The organism is Microbacterium sp. RU1D (assembly GCF_900156435.1).
Lineage (GTDB): Bacteria > Actinomycetota > Actinomycetes > Actinomycetales > Microbacteriaceae > Microbacterium.
This window is the reverse complement of sequence record NZ_FTPQ01000002.1, coordinates 388,637-405,948: the sequence shown is the minus strand read 5'-3', so window position 1 is coordinate 405,948 and position 17,312 is coordinate 388,637. Positions and strand designations below refer to the sequence as shown.

Here is a 17,312-nt window from a genome sequence, read left to right as displayed (position 1 = left end):
GGTGGCGATGAGCCACGCCGACCGGAGCCGGTCGGGAGCGCGAAACCGCGTCAGTCGGTCGCCCGGACGGGCAGGCCCGTGTCGGGGCGCCCACCCTGCTGCGGACCGATACCGCGCGCGTCGAAGGTGTTGACCATGGCGTAGGCGGCGCGTTCGAGGTAATCCCACAGGGGCGCCTCGAAGACCGGTGGCAGCGCGATCTCGTCGACGGCCGCGCGCATGTGGCGGAGCCACCGGTCGCGTGCGTCGGGATCGACGTGGAACGGCATGTGCCGCATACGCAGGCGCGGGTGCCCGCGGGTCTCGCCGTAGGTGGTCGGGCCGCCCCAATACTGCGCGAGGAAGAGCGTGAGCCGCTCGGCCGCCGGACCGAGGTCTTCTTCGGGGTACATCGGCTTGAGCACGTCGTCGGAGGCGACGCCGCGGTAGAACGCGTCGACGAGCCGGCGGAACGTGTCCATACCGCCGACCTGGTCGTAGAAGCTCACGGGCTCGGTCATGAGGTGCCCCCTTCGTCGGCCCGGACGGCCGGGGGAGTCGGCTTGGGGGTGTCGGCGCCCGGCGCCTCCGGCAGGTCGACCACGGAGGTCGGCGTGGCGTCGCGCCGTGCCGTGGTCTTCTTGACCTTCGGTGCCTTCGCGGCATCCGGCTCCGCGTGGTCTTCAACCGTATCCGAGATGTCGAGGCGCCGGCCGCGCGGCTTCCACCGGGGGCGGTCGCCCAGGGCGGCGACGGGCGTCTCCTTCGTCTTCGGCGGGTGGGCGCCTCGCACGCTCTGCGCGCCTTCGGCGCCGGTCAGCACGATCGAGTTCAACTGCGGCAGGGCGATCCCCATCGCGTCGATGGCCTTCTTCAGACGCGCGCGCAGCTCACGGGCCACGTCGTCCTTCGCGCTCGATCGCGTCTTCATGACGAGACGGATGACGACGGCGTCCCCGCTGATGGACTCGAGGCCCCAGATCTCGGGCTGCTCGATGATCCGCGAGCGCCACTTCTGCTCCTTCGACATCGTCTTCGCCGCGGTGAGCATGGCCTTCTCGACGTCGTCGATGTCGGCATCCACCGGCACGGCGAGGTCGATGATGACGCGCGACCAGCCCTGCGACATGTTGCCGATGCGGGTGATCTCGCCGTTGCGGACGTACCAGAGCGTGCCGTTGACGTCGCGCACATGAGTGATGCGGACGCTGACGAACTCGACGATGCCGGTCGCCAGCCCCAGATCGACCACGTCGCCGATGCCGATCTGGTCTTCGGCGACGATGAAGATGCCGTTCAACACGTCTTTGACGATGTTCTGCGCACCGAAACCGAGGCCGGCGCCGATCGCCGCGGTGAGCAGGGTGAGGGATGCCAGGGCATTCGGCGCGACGATGCCGGCGATCCACACGAGCGCCACGATCACGAGCACGACGTTGACGATGTTCTGAAGGATCGTCCCCAGCGTGCGGGTGCGTTGCACGAGCCGGACGGCGCTCAACGGAGATCGGTCGAGGGCCTGCGTGTCGTCGACGCGCGCTTTGACCTTGGCGCCGTTGACGATGCGGTCGACGACGCGGCGGATGACGACACGGAGGATCCAGGCGGCGACGGCGACGCCCACGATGATCCCGAGGATACGCAGGAGCACACCGCCGAAATCCAGCAGCTGTCCACCGATCCACGTCCAGGTGTCGAGGTTCACGAAATCGCTCGGCGACGTGATCGTCGGCGACGGGCTCGGTTCGGGGTTTTCGGCGAGAACGAACATCGGATTCAGACTAACGACGGATGCCTCGGCGCCGGCTGAGCGTCGAGGCATCCGTGGATGACGGGGGCTGGGGAGAAGCGGTCAGGCGTCGCGGCTGCGCAGGGCGAGCCATCCGGCGGCCAAGGGTGCCAGCGCCCAGGCGATGAGGGTGACGACGGAGCCGCCGAGGTCCGTCGCGCCGGGGGAGGTCGCCTGCGCCGCGGCGTTCGCGGGCAGGTACTGTCCGAGGTCGACCAGCCAGCGCCAGTTCTCGCCGCCGAAGGCGAACATGCTGAAGACGATCGGCAGGACGAACAGCACGCCGACCGTCACGGCGATCGCGCCGGCGCCGTTGCGGAGGAGGAAGCCGAAGCCGAGTCCGATGAGCGTGAACACGACCATCGACCCGACGCCCATGGCGAGCGGACTGAGCGACGTCGAGGGATCGGACCAGTCCAGGGCCTCGCCGCCGATGGCGGTGGCCAGCACGGCGCCCACGACGTAGGTGGCCACCGTCGCCGCGGCCATCAGCACCGAGATGACGATGGCCTTGGATAGCAGCACGGCGCCGCGACGGGGCTCGGCGGTGAGCGTCGAGCGGATCATCCCGGTGGAGTACTCCCCGGTGATCACGATGGCGCCGAAGATGCCCGCCACGAGCATCGTGAATTGAAGGGGAGCGGTCAACAGCATCGACGTGGGCAGGCCGCCGTCGTCGCCGATGGACACCAGGCCGAGGAGGAAGGTGATGCCGAGCGACAACGCGACCGAGACGCCGAGCGACCACCAGGTCGATCGCAGCGTCAGGATCTTGATGGTCTCGCTGCGCAGCAGGTGCGCGAAGGTGAGGTGGGCGGGCGGGGTGTGCGTGGCGCGGCGGGGCGCCGAAGCGAGGTCGATCATGCGATCTCCTTGGTCTTGTACTCGACCGAGTCGTCGGTCAGGGCGAGGTAGGCGTCTTCGAGCGAGCCCGAGCGCGACGTGAGTTCGTAGAGGGGGATGCCGCGCGTGGCGGCGAGATCGCCGATGATCTGCGCATTCAGCCCGGTGATCTGTGCGGCGCCCGGCTCGATCGCCGTCACCGTGGCATCCGGGGTCGGAAGGGCGGCGACGAGGTCGTCGAGGCGGGGTGAGCGAACGAGCAGGGTGGTGGTCGTCCAGGCGCTCACCAGTTCCGCGAGGGGAGCGTCGGCGAGGATCCGCCCCCGGCCCAGCACGATGACGTGGTCGGCGGTCTGCGACATCTCGCTCATGAGGTGGCTCGACAGCAGCACCGTCCGGCCCTCGGCGGCGAGGTGCCGCACGAACTGGCGCACCCAGCGCACGCCCTCGGGGTCGAGGCCGTTCACCGGTTCGTCGAGGATCAGCGTGTGCGGGTCGCCGAGGAGGGCCGCGGCGATGCCGAGTCGCTGGCCCATTCCCAGCGAGAAGCCGCCCGCACGCTTGCCCGCGACCGCCCCGATGCCGGTGAGCTCAATGACCTCGTCGACACGGGCGCGCCCGATGCCGTGGGTCGCGGCGAGGGCCCGCAGGTGGTCGCGCGCCGAGCGGCCCGTGTGCACGGCCTTGGCATCCAGCAGCACGCCGACCTCGGTCAGGGGCGAACGCAGGTGGCGATAGTCCTGGCCGGAGACGGTGACGCGACCGGCGCTGGGGCGGTCCAGTCCCACGATCATGCGCATGGTGGTGGACTTGCCCGCGCCGTTCGGCCCGAGGAAGCCGGTCACCCGGCCCGGGGCGACGGTGAAGGAGACGCCGTCGACGGCGGTCTTCGCGCCGTACCGCTTGGTGAGGTTGTCTGCAACGATCATGCATCCGACGCTACGGATCGGGCCCCGGCGCGGTCGTCGGCCGCGGGGATGATCGCGGGTCGTCGTGAGGATGATCCGAAACGACGGATGCCCCCTCCCGAGGGGGAGGAGGCATCCGCGGCGGGGTGCGGTCTACTGCGCGTCGCGCTCCTGCACGGCGAGCGCGCGCTCGACACCGGCGAGGTTCTCGCCGACGAGGCGACGCAGCGCTGGGGCGGCGTCGGTGTGCTGCGAGAGCCACTGGCGCGTCGCGTCTCGCAGCGCCGTGTTCGCCAGGGCGGCGGGGTACAGGCCCACGATCAGATACTGCGCGATCTGGTAGCTCCGCGACTCCCAGACCGGCAGCAGCATGGCGAAGTACGGCTCGACGAAGTCGGCCAGGACGTCGACCGTCGTCGGGTTCGTGAACCCGGCGGCGGTCGAGCGGACGATCGTGTTGGGGGCGTCGGAACGCGCGATGAGCGAGTCCCAGGCCTCCTGCTTCGCCTCGTGCGAAGGCAGCGACGCCTTCGCCATGGCGGCGAACTCCCCGCCCTTCGCGGTGTTGTCCGCGGCCCGGGCCTCGTCGATGTCGGCGGCGGTGACGGCGCCTGCCGCCGCGAGCGAGACGAGGAGCTGCCACGACAGGTCGGTGTCGATCTCGAGACCCTCAAGGGTCGTCGAGCCGTCGCGCAGGGCCTTCACCGTGTCGGCGTGCGCCGGAGTGGATGCCGCCGACGCGAACGCCGTCACGAACTGCAGCTGGCTGTCGCTGCCGGCCTCGGCCGCCTGCGCGAGCTCCCACAGACCGTCCGCCACGCGCTCGCGCGCAGCGTCCCGGGTGGCGGGGGCGACGTACGAATTGGCCGCGAGCTGCAGCTGGGCGAGCGTCGTGCGCACCGTGGTCGACTCGGTCTCGGCGCCGATGTTGCGCAGCACGAGGTCGAGGTAGTCGGTCGCCGAGGCCTCGGCATCCCGGGTCTGATCCCACGCGGCGCCCCAGACGAGCGAGCGGGCCAGCGGGTCGGAGATGTCCTTGAGGTGGGCGATCGCCGTGGCGAGCGAGCGCTCGTCGAGACGGATCTTCGCGTAGGCGAGGTCGTCGTCGTTGAGCAGCACGAGGTCGGGACGACGGATGCCGCGCAGCTCGGCCACCTCGGTGCGGTCGCCGTCGACGTCGAGCTCGATGTGGTGCACGCGCTCGAGCGCTCCCGCGTCGTTCAGCGAGTAGAAGCCGATGCCCAGGCGGTGCGGACGGATGGTGGGGTAGTCGCTCGGCGCGGTCTGCACGATCGCGAAGCGCGAGATGGTGCCGTCGGCGCCCTCCTCGATGAGCGGGGTCAGGGTGTTGACCCCGGCGGTCTCGAGCCACTTCTTGGCCCAGTCGCCCAGGTCGCGGCCGCTCGTGGTCTCGAGCTCGGTGAGCAGGTCGCCGACCTCGGTGTTGGACCACTGGTGCTTCTGGAAGTACGCGGCGACACCGGCGAAGAACTGCTCGATGCCGACCCACGCGGCCAGCTGCTTCAGGACCGAGCCGCCCTTGGCGTAGGTGATGCCGTCGAAGTTGACCTGGACGTCCTCGAGGTCGTTGATCTCGGCGACGACCGGGTGGGTCGAGGGGAGCTGGTCCTGGCGGTACGCCCAGGTCTTCTCCATCGCGTTGAAGGTCGTCCACGCGGCCTCCCACTCGGTGGCCTCGGCGGTGGCGATCGTCGACGCCCACTCGGCGAACGACTCGTTGAGCCAGAGGTCGTTCCACCACTTCATGGTGACGAGGTCGCCGAACCACATGTGGGCGAGCTCGTGCAGGATCGTGACGACGCGGCGCTCCTTGACGGCATCCGTCACCTTGGAGCGGAAGACGTAGGTCTCGGTGAAGGTCACCGCTCCCGCGTTCTCCATGGCGCCCGCGTTGAACTCGGGAACGAAGAGCTGGTCGTACTTGGCGAAGGGGTACGGGAAGCCGAACTTCTCCTCGAAGTACGCGAAGCCCTGACGGGTCTTGTCGAACACGTAGTCGGCGTCCAGGTACTGCCACAGGCTCTTGCGGGCGAACACGCCGAGCGGGATGACGCGGCCATCGGCGCTCGTGAGCTCGCTGTAGGTGGCCTCGTAGGGCCCCGCGACGAGAGCGGTGATGTACGAGGAGATGCGGGGTGTCGCGGGGAAGTCCCAGCGGGCGGCGTCGCCGTCGAGCGCGACCGGCTCGGGCGTGGGGGAGTTCGAGACGACCTTCCAGCGCGCGGGCGCCGTGACCGTGAAGGTGAAGGCGGCCTTGAGGTCGGGCTGCTCGAACACCGTGTACATGCGGCGCGAGTCGGGCACCTCGAACTGCGAGTAGAGGTACACCTCGCCGTCGACGGGGTCGACGAAGCGGTGCAGGCCCTCACCGGTGTTCGTGTACTCGCAGTCGGCCTCGACGACGAGCTCGTTCTCGGCCGCGAGGCCGTCGAGCGCGATGCGCGAGTCCGCGAAGACGGTCGCCGGGTCGAGTGAGCGGCCGTTCAGCGTCACCGAATGCACGGTCCGGGCGATGAGGTCGATGAAGGTCGACGCTCCCTCGCTCGCGGCGAAGGTCACCGCCGTGCGGGAGGAGAACACCTCGTCTCCGCGGGTCAGGTCGAGCTGCACGTGGTAGGCGTGCGTGTCGACGATCGCACGGCGCTCCTGCGCTTCGATGCGGGTCAGGTTCTCTCCTGGCACTGGCGTTCTCCCGGGGATGAGGGTGGGATCGTCGCGGATGACGCGCCGGCGTGGGTGACGACGGACGCCGTCGGCGACGACGACAACCGTAATAGCCTAGTCGCGAGATATCTCGCGTCCAGGCCCAGCGGCTGGATGGGAGGATGTCACCGTGAGCACGACCGACACGGACACCAGCCCTGAGACCGTCCTCTACGCGTCGCCCGCCGCGTCATCCGGACCCAAGTGGGTCGAGACGCCCGTGGCGTACGACGGCATCCTCCTCGCCGGCTTCGGCGGACCGGAGGGCCAGGACGACGTCATCCCGTTCCTGCGCAACGTCACGCGCGGGCGCGGCATCCCCGACGAGCGCCTCGAGGAGGTCGCCCACCACTACCGCCACTTCGGCGGGGTGAGCCCCATCAACCAGCACAACCGCGAGCTCAAGGCCGCCCTCGAGGCGGAGATCGCCAAGCGCGGCCTGGGTCTTCCGGTCTACTGGGGGAACCGCAACTGGTCGCCGTATCTCGAAGAGGCCGTGACCGAGGCGGCCGAGGCGGGCGACACCACGCTGCTGGCGATCGCCACCAGCGCCTACAGCTCGTTCTCGAGCTGCCGCCAGTACCGCGAGGACTACGCGCGGGTGCTCGAGGCCACCGGTCTCGGCGAGACGGTCACCATCGATAAGGTGCGTCAGTTCTTCGACCACCCCGGCTTCGTCTCCACCTTCGTCACGGGCGTCTCTGAGGCCGTGTCGGCGTTCGTGGCCGACGGCATCGCCCCCGAGAAGATCCGCGTGCTCTTCTCCACCCACTCCATCCCGACCGCCGACGCGCAGCGTTCCGGCCCGCGTGACGTCGACTTCGGCGAGGGCGGGGCGTACGAGGCCCAGCACAAGGCCGTCGCCGCCTTCGTCATGGCCGAGGTCGCTGCCGCGGTCGCCGACGTCGAGTGGGAGCTCGTTTACCAGTCGCGCTCCGGCCCGCCGACGCAGCCCTGGCTCGAGCCCGACGTCAACGACGTGATCGCCGAACTCCCCGGCCGCGGGGCGGAGGCCGTGGTCATCGTGCCGCTCGGGTTCGTCAGCGACCACATGGAAGTGCTGTGGGACCTCGACACCGAGGCGATGGAGGCCGCCGAGGAGGCCGGCATCCGAGCGGTGCGCACACCGACCCCCGGCATCGACCCCGCGTACGTGTCGGGTCTGGTGGACCTGGTCGAGGAGCGCCTCAAGGGCACCCCGAAGGCCGAGCGCCCGCACCTGACCGACCTGGGTCCCTGGTACGACGTCTGCCGTCCTGGTTGCTGCGAGAACATCCGCGCCGGCTTCAAGCCCGTCGCGGCAGGGCTTCGGCCCTGACGTCCCCGATGCCGCCCGTCCCTCCGGGGGTGGGCGGCATCGTCGTCCCCGCCCGGCGTGTCCGCGGCCCTCAATAGGATGGGCCCCATGCGCATCCACATCGGCACCGATCACGCCGGTCTCGAGTTCTCCACCCAGATCCAGCACCACCTCGCCGCCCAGGGGCACGAGGTCATCGATCACGGGCCGGTCGAGTACGACCCGCTCGACGACTACCCGGCCTTCTGCATCCGCGCAGCCCAGGCCGTGGTGCGCGACCAGGCGGCCGGCGTCGAGGCCCTCGGTGTGGTCTTCGGCGGCTCGGGAAACGGCGAGCAGATCGCGGCCAACAAGGTGCTGGGCGTCCGCGCAGCCCTGGTGTGGAACATCTCCACCGCCGAGCTCGCCCGCGAGCACAACGACGCTAACGTCATCTCCATCGGCGCGCGCCAGCACACGTTCGACGAGGCCGCGTCGTTCATCGACCGCTTCATCGCGACGCCGTTCTCGGGCGAGGAGCGCCACGTGCGCCGCATCGGCCAGCTCGCCGCCTTCGAGCAGGACGGCGTGCTGCTGCCCGACCCGCGCGCCGGCCGCGCGGAGAACACGATGACCGACGCGAGCGACTCGTTCGACCCCGAGGCAGGCTGATGCCCGAAGGGCATTCCGTCCATCGGATCGCTCGGCAGTTCGAGCGCAACATCGTCGGACGCACGGTCACGGCATCCAGTCCGCAGGGCCGCTTCGTCGAGGGCGCCGCGGTGCTCGACGGGCGGGAGGCGCTGGAGGCGCGGGCGGTCGCGAAGCAGATGTTCCTGCGCTTCGACGGCGATGTGTGGCTGCGGGTGCACCTCGGCATGTACGGCGCGTGGGATTTCTCGGGCGACGTGTCGGTCGACGCCACGATCGCGTCGTCCAACGGGCGCATGGGCCAGACGAACCAGCGGGGCACCGTCGTCGACGAGGCGATCATGGATGCCGCGGGCGAGAACTCCCTGAGCTCGATCGGCGCTCCGCGTCGCGCGCGCGTGCGCATGTCGGAGCAGACGACGGGCCTCGACGAGCAGATCGAGTGGCCGCCGCCGCCCGTGGGGGCGGTGCGCCTGCGCCTGCTCACCGACACGACGTGCGCCGACCTGCGCGGACCGACGGCCTGCGCGCTGCAGACGTCCGACGAGGTGCAGGCGACGATCGACAAGCTCGGGCCCGATCCCCTGGTCGACGACGTCGCCGAAGGCGAAGAGCGCTTCACCGCGACGGTGAAGAAGAAGCCGACCTCGATCGGCCTGCTGCTGATGGACCAGTCCGTGGTCAGCGGCATCGGCAACGTCTATCGCGCCGAGCTCCTGTTCCGGGCGCGGCAGAACCCTCACACCCCCGGTCGTGACGTCCCCGAAGAGGTCGTGCGCGAGCTGTGGCGCGACTGGGCGCGGCTGCTGCCGATCGGCGTCGAGACCGGCCAGATGATGACGATGGACGACCTCGACCCCGAGGCGTACCGCCGCGCGATGGCGCACCGCGACGACCGGCACTGGGTGTACCACCGCGCCGGACTGCCGTGCCGGGTGTGCGGGACGACGGTGCTCATGGAGGAGGCCGCGGGGCGCAAGCTCTACTGGTGCCCGCGCTGCCAGGCGTGACGTCGCGGGATTCCGGCCCCTTCGACGGGCTCAGGGACCTGTGCATCGAGGCTGCGCGTACCGAAGCCTCCGTGGCATCCGGCCCCTTCGATGGGCTCAGGGACCGGGGTGCGGGGGAGCACGGGCTCGTCGCGGCCCACCGCAGCGTTCCGCGCGTTCTAGGCTGATCCGGTGCGCCAGAACCCGAGCTTCACGATGACCGACGTCGGCGAGATCCGCCGTCTCATCGACCTCAACCCGTGGGTGACTCTCGTGAGCGGGAGCGGCGACAGCCTGGTCGCCTCGCACTACGCCGTCATGCTCGACGACACCCGTGACGACCTCACGATCGTCGGTCACGTGGGCAAGCCCGACGACGCCATCCTCGGCCTCGGCGAGCGGGAGCTGCTCGTGGTCGTGCAGGGGCCGCACGGGTACATCACCCCGCGCTGGTACGGCGACGTCCCCGCCGTGCCGACCTGGAACTTCGTCTCGGCGCACCTGTCCGGCATCCCGGAACTGCTGTCGCCCGAGGAGAACCTGCGTGTGCTCGACCGGCTCGTCGACCGCTTCGAGGGACACGGCGCCGACGCGCGCGGACTCTACACCCTCCCCAACGACGCCGCATTCGTCGAGCGGCTCGAGCGCGGCACGGTGGGCTTCCGCCTGACGCCGACCCGCGTGACGGCGAAGCGCAAGCTCAGCCAGAACCGCAGCCCCGAGGTGGTCGACACGATCATCGCCGGGCTCGGGACGCAGAACCCCGCTCTCGCCGCCGAGATGCAGCGCGCCGCCGACGCGCGGGTGCGCCCGTGATCGGGGAACAGGTCGGCTTCGTCCGCGCCGTTCGCGTCGCCGGTCCCGGACGCGAGCTGCTGCCCACCGACGAACCCGTCGACCTCGTCCTTGCCGACGGCGTCATCGTCGACATCGCTCCCACGGGCAACCTGCGCCCCACCGGTGCGGTGGTCGAGGGCGAGGGGGGATGGCTCCTCCCGGGCATGTGGGACCACCACGTGCACGTGCTGCAGTGGGCACTCGCCGCGGATCGCGTCCCCCTGGGCGAGGTCGCCTCGGCGCATGACGCCGCGGCCGTCATGGCGCTCGCGCCCGTCGTCGACGGGCGTCGCATCGGCTCCGGCTTCCGCGACGGCCTGTGGGCCGACAAGCCCCGCCTCGACCTCCTGGATGCCGCGACCGGCGACGTCGCCACGTACCTCATCAACGCCGACGTGCACAGCGTCTGGATGAACTCCGCGGCGTTCCGGCGCGAGGGGTTCGCGCCCGTGGCACCCGGGATGCTGGTCGAGGAGGACGCCTTCGAGATCTCGCGCCGCCTCAATGCGGTCGATGCGCAGACCGCCGACGACGCGGTGGACCGTATGGCCCGCGCCGCGGCGGCCCGTGGTCTCGTCGGGCTCGTCGACCTCGACATGACGTGGAACGACGGACCGTGGCAGCGACGTGCGGCGCGCGGGTTCGACACCCTGCGGGTGTCGTACGGCACGTATCCGCAGCACCTCGACCGGGCGATCGCGGAGGGGCTGCGCACCGGCGACCGCGTGCGCGGGGGGCGCGACGACCTCATCCGCGTCGGGCCGTTGAAGGCGATCACCGACGGTTCCCTGGGCACCCGCACGGCCGCGTGCGCTCACCCCTACCCGGGTGATCCGGCGAACCACGGTCTGCTCACCGTCGCCCCCGGCGACCTCGTCGACATGATGACGCGCGCGACCGCCGCCGGACTCGAGTGCGCGATCCACGCCATCGGCGACGTCGCGAACAGTCACGCTCTCGACGCGTACGCGGTGACGGGCGCGGTGGGAACCATCGAGCACGCGCAGCTCGTGGCGCACGCCGACATCCCGCGGTTCGCCCGCCTCGGCGTGGCGGCGAGCGTGCAGCCCGAGCACGCGCTCGACGACCGCGACATGACGGATGCCATCTGGGCCGGGCAATCCGCCCAGCCCTACCCCCTGCGGGCCCTCGCCGACAGTGGCGCGAACCTGCGGTTCGGTTCCGACGCGCCGGTGGCGCCGCTGGACCCCTGGGCGGCGATCGCCTCGGCGGTGTTCCGCACGCGCGACGGGCGGGAACCGTGGCAGGCGCACCAGCGGGTCGGGATCGGCACCGCGATCGCGGCATCCACCGCCGGCGGGTCGACGACGCCCACCGAGATCGCACCGGGGGCGATCGCCGATCTCGTCATCGTGGGCGTCGATCCGCTCGCCGCCGACGAACGGGCGTTGCGCTCGATGCCGGTACGGGCCACGCTGCTCGCCGGTCGGGTGACGCACGGCGGCTGACGAAGCCTCGAGCGCGGGCGAGGAGTCGCCATCTGTCGCCGCAGAGAGCTTCCGGCGACGCTCTGCCCGAAGGGCCCGTCGGGCGGGACGACGAAGGGGGCGGTGCTGACGCACCGCCCCCTTCGAGGAATCGTCTTACGCGGCGAGGTGTGCGAAGAGGAACCAGCGGTCCTTGTCGAGACCGCGCTTGATCTCGATCGCGACGTCCTGGCTCGACATGTCGATCTCGTCGAGTCCCTCGATCGCGGCCTCGATGTCGACGAGTACGGCGTCGATGTCGGCGATCACGGCGCGGATGACGACGTCGGACTGTGCGAAACCGGCGGGCACCTCGGTGGCCTTCGCCTTGGCGGCGACGGTCGACAGGCGCGAGTCGATCGGCAGGCCCAGGGCGACGATGCGCTCGGCGGCCAGGTCGGCCCAGTCCTGCGCGTGGGCGACCACGGTGTCGAGCAGCTCGTGCACGCCGATGAAGTTCGAGCCGCGCACGTGCCAGTGCGCCTGCTTGCCGTTGACGACGAGCGCTTCGAGGCCGATCACGACGGGGGAGAGGAACTGGGCCGTGCCGGCGGCCATCGTCGGGTCGACGGTGGTGGCGGCGGGGGTCTGAACGGTGCTCATGTCTGCTCCTTGTCGCAGTGAACGAAGTCTGTTGGATGCAACGCTACTCACGCCCGCGCATTCCGCAAGCAAGATGAGGCTCGGCTAAATCCCCGGTGAGCAGGCAATCCTTACCTTGCTTGCGGCCTCGGTCCACGGCATCGGGCGTGCCCTTGGCGAGCGGACCGGACCGCGTCATCAGTACGGCTGATCGCGGGACGCTACCCTCGGCGCATGACGATCGCTTCCGACGCCTCCCTGCTCGCCCTCGACGGCGCCACGCCCTCCGTGCACGACACCGCGTTCGTGGCATCCGGGGCTCGCATCGTCGGCGACGTCCGGCTCGAGGAGGGCGCGAGCGTCTGGTACAACGCCGTGCTGCGTGGCGACAGCGCGTCGATCGTGGTGGGGGCGCGCAGCAACCTCCAGGACAACGTCTCGGTGCACGTCGACGCCGAACACGGCGTCGTGATCGGTGACGACGTCTCGGTGGGGCACAACGCCGTCGTGCACGGCTGCCGGATCGGCGACGGCTCGCTCATCGGCATGGGAAGCGTGGTGCTGTCGGGGGCGCGGATCGGGGCGGGGTGCCTGATCGCCGGGGGAGCGGTGGTGCTCGAAGGGACGGTGGTGCCCGACGGTTCGCTCGTCGCGGGCGTGCCGGCGAGGGTGCGTCGGGCGCTCACCGACGACGAACGTACGGGGATCCTCCGCAACGCCCAGACCTATCTGCGGCACACGGTGCGCCACGCCGACGCGCGGCGCGTGTGAGCGGAACGACCCCTCCGGTCGTCGCGCGCAGCGCCGGCGCCGTGAGGCCTTCGTTCGTCGTCCGCCGCGCGTGACGACACAGACCCCCGGACGGGGCGTGCATAGGGTGGGGCGATGACCATCACCACCCTCCAGCCCGGCGAGGTGTTCGTCTTCGGCTCGAATGCGGCCGGCGCGCACGGCGGGGGAGCCGCACGCTTCGCCCTCGACCACTTCGGTGCTTTGTGGGGGCAGGGTGAGGGCCTGCAGGGGCGGTCCTATGCCATCGACACGATGTCCGGAACGGCCGTCTTCGAACAACAGGCACGACGGTTCGTCGCCTTCGCCGAGGCGCACCCCGAGCTGCGATTCCTCGTCACCGAAGTGGGCTGCGGCATCGCCGGATACCGCCCCGATCAGGTGGCATTTTTCTTCTCCGCGGCGGGCGGGAACGTCGTCCTGCCCGACTCCTTCCGCCGGATCCTGAGCCGGCACGACACCCCGTGACCGGAGTTCCCCATGCCGGGTGCGGGTGTCGACGCCCCGCGGCGGCCGGGAAGTATCGAGAATTCCCCCGGCGAGCCGGGCCGCATAGGAGACACCCAGGCAAGCCCCCCGACCGCTAGTGTCCGATGCATACGGCGTCATCAGCAGCGTTATGGAGGATCCATGTCCGTCGAATACAACCGCCCCGCGTCCGGTCCCGTCCCCGGTCGTACTCTGGGCATCGTCGCCCTCGTCGTCGCGATCTTCTTCAATGTCATCGGGCTGATCCTGGGCATCATCGCGCTCGTGCAGAGCCGCAAGGCGGGGCACAAGAACGGCTTCGCCCTGGCGGCGATCATCGTCGGGGCCGTGCTCACGGTCGTCGGGATCATCGTGGCGATCGCCGTGGTCTCGGCCATCGGCTTCGGTGCAGCGGCCTACCAGGCCTGCGAGGCCGCCGGATTCACCGGCACCGTCGTGGTGAACGGCAACGAGGTCGCCTGCAACACGCTCGGCGGCTGATCACCGGCAAAGAAGAACGGCCCGTCCTCGAGGGGACGGGCCGTTCTTCATGTCGGAGGGGCTGACGAGAATCGAACTCGCATCATCTGTTTGGAAGACAGAGGCTTTACCACTAAGCTACAGCCCCGAATTCCGCCGCTCTCGCGGAGCGACGTCGTCGGATGCTTCCACTCTACGACACCACGCGCGAGCTCGTGAACGCGCCGCAAGCGGCTGGAGGTCGAGCGGGGAAGGCATTTCCGCCCCGCACCGCGGGAAAACCGGCGCTCCCGGGTCGATCGACTAGACTTTCCGAGGTCGTTTCGTCGAACGCGTTCGCGCGCGTCGCCCCGGGGCGTAGCTCAGCTTGGTAGAGCGCCCGCTTTGGGAGCGGGAGGCCGCAGGTTCAAATCCTGTCGCCCCGACGCAACGGCCCCACAGACCACAGGCCCACACGGCCCCCGCGTGCGCGCGGGCCACACGAGGAGAACACACCGCATGGTCAACAGCACCGTCGAGCAGCTCAGCCCCACCCGGGTCAAGCTCCACATCACGGTCTCGCCCGACGAGCTCAAGCCGAGCATCGCCCACGCCTACGAGCACATCGCCCGCGACGTGCAGATCCCCGGCTTCCGCAAGGGCAAGGTTCCGGCTCCCATCATCGACCAGCGCATGGGACGCGGCGCCGTCATCGAGCACGCCGTCAACGAGGGTCTCGACGGGTTCTACCGCGAGGCCGTCGAGGCGCAGGACCTTCGCGTCATCGGTCGCCCCAGCGCCGAGATCGTCGAGCTCCCCGAGCTCAAGGACTTCTCCGGCGACCTCGTCGTCGACGTCGAGGTCGACGTGCGCCCCGAGTTCGAGCTCCCCGCGTACGACACCATCACGGTGACTGTCGACGCCGCCTCCGCCGATGAGGCCGGCATCGACGCCGAGCTCGACCGCCTGCGCGCCCGTTTCGGCACGCTCGTGACCGTCGACCGCCCCGCCACGGCCGGTGACTTCGTCGAGCTCGACCTCGTCGCCACCATCGACGGAAACGAGATCGACCGCGCCGAGGGCGTGTCGTACGAGATCGGCTCGGGCGAGCTGCTCGAGGGCATCGACGAGGCGATCGAATCGCTCACCGCCGACGAGCAGACCACTTTCCGCTCGAAGCTCGTCGGTGGCGAGCACGCCGGCGAAGAGGCCGAGGTGGCCGTCACGATCAAGGCCGTCAAGGAGCGCGAGCTGCCCGAGGCCGACGACGAGTTCGCGCAGATGGCGTCCGAGTTCGACACCATCGCCGAGCTCCGCGAGTCGCTGAGCGAGCGCGTGTCGCAGCAGGCCGTGTTCACGCAGGGCTCCGCCGCGCGCGACAAGTTCATCGACGCCCTCCTCGAGGCCGTCGAGATCCCCGTGCCGCCGCAGCTCATCGAAGACGAGGTGCACAACCACCTCGAGGGCGAGAACCGCCTCGAGGACGACGAGCACCGCGCCGAGGTCACCGAGGCGAGCGAGAAGCAGTTCCGCACGCAGATGGTGCTCGACAAGATCGCCGAGGACGCCAACGTCCAGGTGTCGCAGGACGAGCTGACGCAGTACCTCATCCAGTCGGCAGCGCAGTACAACATGGCGCCGCAGGACTTCGTCAACGCGCTGCAGCAGGGCAACCAGCTGCCCGCGCTCGTCGGGGAGGTCGCCCGCAACAAGGCCCTCGCGATCGCGCTCGGCAAGGTCACCGTCGTCGACACCGACGGCAAGCCCGTCGACCTGACCGGCTTCGTTGCCGTCGAGGGTGAAGAGCCCGTCGAGGACGAGGATGCCGCCGAGGGTGACGCCGCTCCGGCTGACGACGCCGCTGAGGCGCCCGCCGCGGAGGAGGCCCCGAAGAAGGCTCCCGCCAAGAAGCGTGCCCCCGCGAAGAAGAAGACCGACGACGAGGCTCCCGCCGACGAGGCCTCTACGGAGGAGGCCCCGGCGAAGGCTCCCGCCAAGAAGCGCGCTCCGGTCAAGAAGAAGACCGACGCCGCTGACAGCGAGTAAGTCATGACGGAGGGGGTGGATGCCACGGCATCCGCCCCCTCCTTCGTTCGCGGATGCCGTCGCGCGTCGACGACGGGCCGTCCGGCGCACAGCCCGGTCGGCGTGCTCTGGACACTCGACCGCGGGGACGACGACACCTGCTGAGTGTCCACGGCACGCCGAATGTCCCCCCGGCCAGCGGCGTGTCGTGGACACTCAGCGATCAGGACACCGACCCGATCGAGTGTCCACGACACCCGGAAGGGTGGTCGAAGCGTCCGGGTGGTCTGGACATCCCGTGCGTGCGGGCACATCGAGAAAGAGAATGGGATGCGACAGATGGACGAATGGCAGAGCAGAGTGGATGCCGTCTGGGCTGATGACGCGCTCGCCCCCGAAGACGTGATCACCCGCATCGATGAACTCGCCGCCGAGCGACCGGCCGACGACGCCGTCGCCCTGTTCGAGCGCGCCGGCGCCCGGGACTCCGCCGGCGTGGAAGTCGAGGCGGAGGTGCTCTACCGCCAGGCCCTCGCGATCGGACTCGACGACCACCGCCGAACGCGGGCGACCATCCAGCTGGCGAGCACGATCCGCAACCTCGGCAAAACGGAGGAAGCGCTCGAGATGCTCCGCGTCGAGTACGTGCGCGAGCCGCGCGGAGACCTGCATGACGCGGCTGCCGCGTTCTACGCCCTGGCCCTGGTGTCGAGCGGGGAACCGGAGCGGGCGGCATCCATCGCCCTGCAGGCCCTCGCGCCGCACCTGCCGCGCTATACCCGTTCCGTGACCGGATACGCGCGAGAAATCGCCGACGATCCGCGCTGATCCGCCCGCGGCGAACACGGCGTCCCGCCCCCGGGCCCGCCGGTAGATTCGTTGCAGATCACCGGAAGAGGAGCACACATGCCCGAACCCCTTATGGCAACGAGCGTCTTCGACAGGCTGCTGAAGGACCGCATCATCTGGCTCGGTTCGGAGGTGCGCGACGAGAACGCGAACGAGATCTGCGCCAAGATCCTGCTGCTCGCGGCAGAGGACCCGCAGAAGGACATCTACCTCTACATCAACTCGCCCGGCGGCTCGATCACGGCCGGCATGGCGATCTACGACACGATGCAGTTCGTGCCGAACGACATCGTCACCGTCGGTATCGGCATGGCGGCGTCGATGGGCCAGCTGCTGCTGACCAGCGGCACCAAGGGCAAGCGCTACATCACGCCGAACGCGCGCGTGCTGCTGCACCAGCCCCACGGCGGCTTCGGCGGCACCTCGAGCGATATCCAGACCCAGGCGCAGCTCATCCTCGACATGAAGCGCCGCCTGGCCGAGATCACCGCGAACCAGACCGGCAAGAGCGTCGAGCAGATCAACGCCGACGGTGACCGCGACCGCTGGTTCACCGCCCAGGAAGCCCTCGAGTACGGGTTCGTCGACCACATGCGCGAGCACGCCACCGACGTCACCGGCGGCGGCGGAACCGCAGCCTGAGTCGAGAGGAAAAGG

At 70.0% G+C, this 17,312-nt stretch carries 17 protein-coding genes and 2 tRNA genes; 12 read left to right on the top strand and 7 right to left on the bottom strand.

All coding sequences use genetic code 11. The annotated features are described in order from the left end of the window. Positions 1 to 50: 50 nt before the first annotated feature. The 5 genes from B0B15_RS10660 to pepN form a co-directional block, all read right to left on the bottom strand. Entirely contained in the window at positions 51 to 500 is a 450-nt protein-coding gene (locus B0B15_RS10660; protein WP_076675897.1) for a globin, read from the bottom strand. Next, positions 497 to 1,750, bottom strand: a complete 1,254-nt coding sequence (locus B0B15_RS10655) for a mechanosensitive ion channel family protein (RefSeq protein ID WP_083708979.1) — start codon at positions 1,748 to 1,750, stop codon at positions 497 to 499. The genes B0B15_RS10660 and B0B15_RS10655 overlap by 4 nt, the downstream gene beginning before the upstream one ends. 81 nt (positions 1,751 to 1,831) lie before the next feature. After that, a complete protein-coding gene (locus B0B15_RS10650; RefSeq protein WP_076675896.1) occupies positions 1,832 to 2,632 on the bottom strand; it encodes an ABC transporter permease in 801 nt (266 codons plus the stop codon). After that, the gene (locus tag B0B15_RS10645; protein WP_076675894.1) at positions 2,629 to 3,540 is read right to left on the bottom strand and encodes an ABC transporter ATP-binding protein; all 912 of its coding nucleotides are present in this window, start codon (positions 3,538 to 3,540) and stop codon (positions 2,629 to 2,631) included. The genes B0B15_RS10650 and B0B15_RS10645 overlap by 4 nt, the downstream gene beginning before the upstream one ends. A gap of 132 nt (positions 3,541 to 3,672) precedes the next feature. After that, positions 3,673 to 6,222 (bottom strand): aminopeptidase N, encoded by a 2,550-nt coding sequence (pepN, locus tag B0B15_RS10640; protein WP_076675892.1) that lies wholly within the window; start codon positions 6,220 to 6,222, stop codon positions 3,673 to 3,675. Positions 6,223 to 6,373: 151 nt separating this feature from the next. Here pepN and B0B15_RS10635 point away from each other — a divergent pair, with 151 nt between their 5' ends. The 5 genes from B0B15_RS10635 (at position 6,374) to B0B15_RS10610 (ending at position 11,465) form a co-directional block, all read left to right on the top strand. Further along, complete coding sequence (locus tag B0B15_RS10635) at positions 6,374 to 7,561, top strand: ferrochelatase (RefSeq protein ID WP_076675889.1); 1,188 nt, start codon at positions 6,374 to 6,376, stop codon at positions 7,559 to 7,561. An 87-nt stretch (positions 7,562 to 7,648) separates the two neighbouring features. Continuing rightward, positions 7,649 to 8,191 carry a ribose-5-phosphate isomerase gene (locus tag B0B15_RS10630; RefSeq protein ID WP_076675888.1) on the top strand — a complete coding sequence of 181 codons (543 nt, stop codon included), beginning with the start codon at positions 7,649 to 7,651 and terminating at the stop codon, positions 8,189 to 8,191. Beyond that, entirely contained in the window at positions 8,191 to 9,180 is a 990-nt protein-coding gene (locus B0B15_RS10625; RefSeq protein ID WP_076675882.1) for an Fpg/Nei family DNA glycosylase, read from the top strand. The genes B0B15_RS10630 and B0B15_RS10625 overlap by 1 nt, the downstream gene beginning before the upstream one ends. A 171-nt stretch (positions 9,181 to 9,351) precedes the next feature. Beyond that, entirely contained in the window at positions 9,352 to 9,975 is a 624-nt protein-coding gene (locus B0B15_RS10615) for an FMN-binding negative transcriptional regulator (RefSeq protein ID WP_176776619.1), read from the top strand. Then, positions 9,972 to 11,465 carry an amidohydrolase gene (locus B0B15_RS10610; protein ID WP_076675874.1) on the top strand — a complete coding sequence of 498 codons (1,494 nt, stop codon included), beginning with the start codon at positions 9,972 to 9,974 and terminating at the stop codon, positions 11,463 to 11,465. The genes B0B15_RS10615 and B0B15_RS10610 overlap by 4 nt, the downstream gene beginning before the upstream one ends. Before the next feature lie 135 nt (positions 11,466 to 11,600). Here B0B15_RS10610 and B0B15_RS10605 read toward each other — a convergent pair whose 3' ends face one another. Continuing rightward, on the bottom strand, positions 11,601 to 12,086 hold the full coding sequence (locus tag B0B15_RS10605; protein ID WP_076675873.1) for a Dps family protein: 486 nt from the start codon (positions 12,084 to 12,086) through the stop codon (positions 11,601 to 11,603). 213 nt (positions 12,087 to 12,299) lie between these two features. Between B0B15_RS10605 and B0B15_RS10600 the strand changes: the two genes are divergently transcribed. From B0B15_RS10600 to B0B15_RS16820, 3 genes are all read left to right on the top strand, one after another. Then, a complete protein-coding gene (locus B0B15_RS10600) occupies positions 12,300 to 12,836 on the top strand; it encodes a gamma carbonic anhydrase family protein (RefSeq protein WP_076675872.1) in 537 nt (178 codons plus the stop codon). 114 nt (positions 12,837 to 12,950) lie between these two features. Next, positions 12,951 to 13,322 (top strand): A1S_2505 family phage non-structural protein, encoded by a 372-nt coding sequence (locus B0B15_RS10595; RefSeq protein WP_076675870.1) that lies wholly within the window; start codon positions 12,951 to 12,953, stop codon positions 13,320 to 13,322. Between the two features lie 162 nt (positions 13,323 to 13,484). After that, positions 13,485 to 13,823 (top strand): DUF4190 domain-containing protein, encoded by a 339-nt coding sequence (locus tag B0B15_RS16820; RefSeq protein WP_076675869.1) that lies wholly within the window; start codon positions 13,485 to 13,487, stop codon positions 13,821 to 13,823. Positions 13,824 to 13,879: 56 nt separating this feature from the next. Here the strand turns inward: B0B15_RS16820 and B0B15_RS10585 are convergent. Next, a tRNA-Gly gene (locus B0B15_RS10585) sits at positions 13,880 to 13,950 on the bottom strand. Between the two features lie 203 nt (positions 13,951 to 14,153). Between B0B15_RS10585 and B0B15_RS10580 the strand changes: the two genes are divergently transcribed. The 4 genes from B0B15_RS10580 (at position 14,154) to B0B15_RS10565 (ending at position 17,297) form a co-directional block, all read left to right on the top strand. Continuing rightward, positions 14,154 to 14,227, top strand: a tRNA-Pro gene (locus B0B15_RS10580). A 73-nt stretch (positions 14,228 to 14,300) separates the two neighbouring features. Continuing rightward, positions 14,301 to 15,827, top strand: coding sequence for a trigger factor (tig, locus tag B0B15_RS10575; RefSeq protein ID WP_076675868.1), 1,527 nt, complete (start codon positions 14,301 to 14,303; stop codon positions 15,825 to 15,827). A gap of 318 nt (positions 15,828 to 16,145) precedes the next feature. After that, a complete protein-coding gene (locus tag B0B15_RS10570) occupies positions 16,146 to 16,634 on the top strand; it encodes a tetratricopeptide repeat protein (RefSeq protein ID WP_076675866.1) in 489 nt (162 codons plus the stop codon). Positions 16,635 to 16,712: 78 nt separating this feature from the next. Beyond that, on the top strand, positions 16,713 to 17,297 hold the full coding sequence (locus B0B15_RS10565) for an ATP-dependent Clp protease proteolytic subunit (RefSeq protein WP_058231493.1): 585 nt from the start codon (positions 16,713 to 16,715) through the stop codon (positions 17,295 to 17,297). Positions 17,298 to 17,312 lie beyond the last annotated feature (15 nt).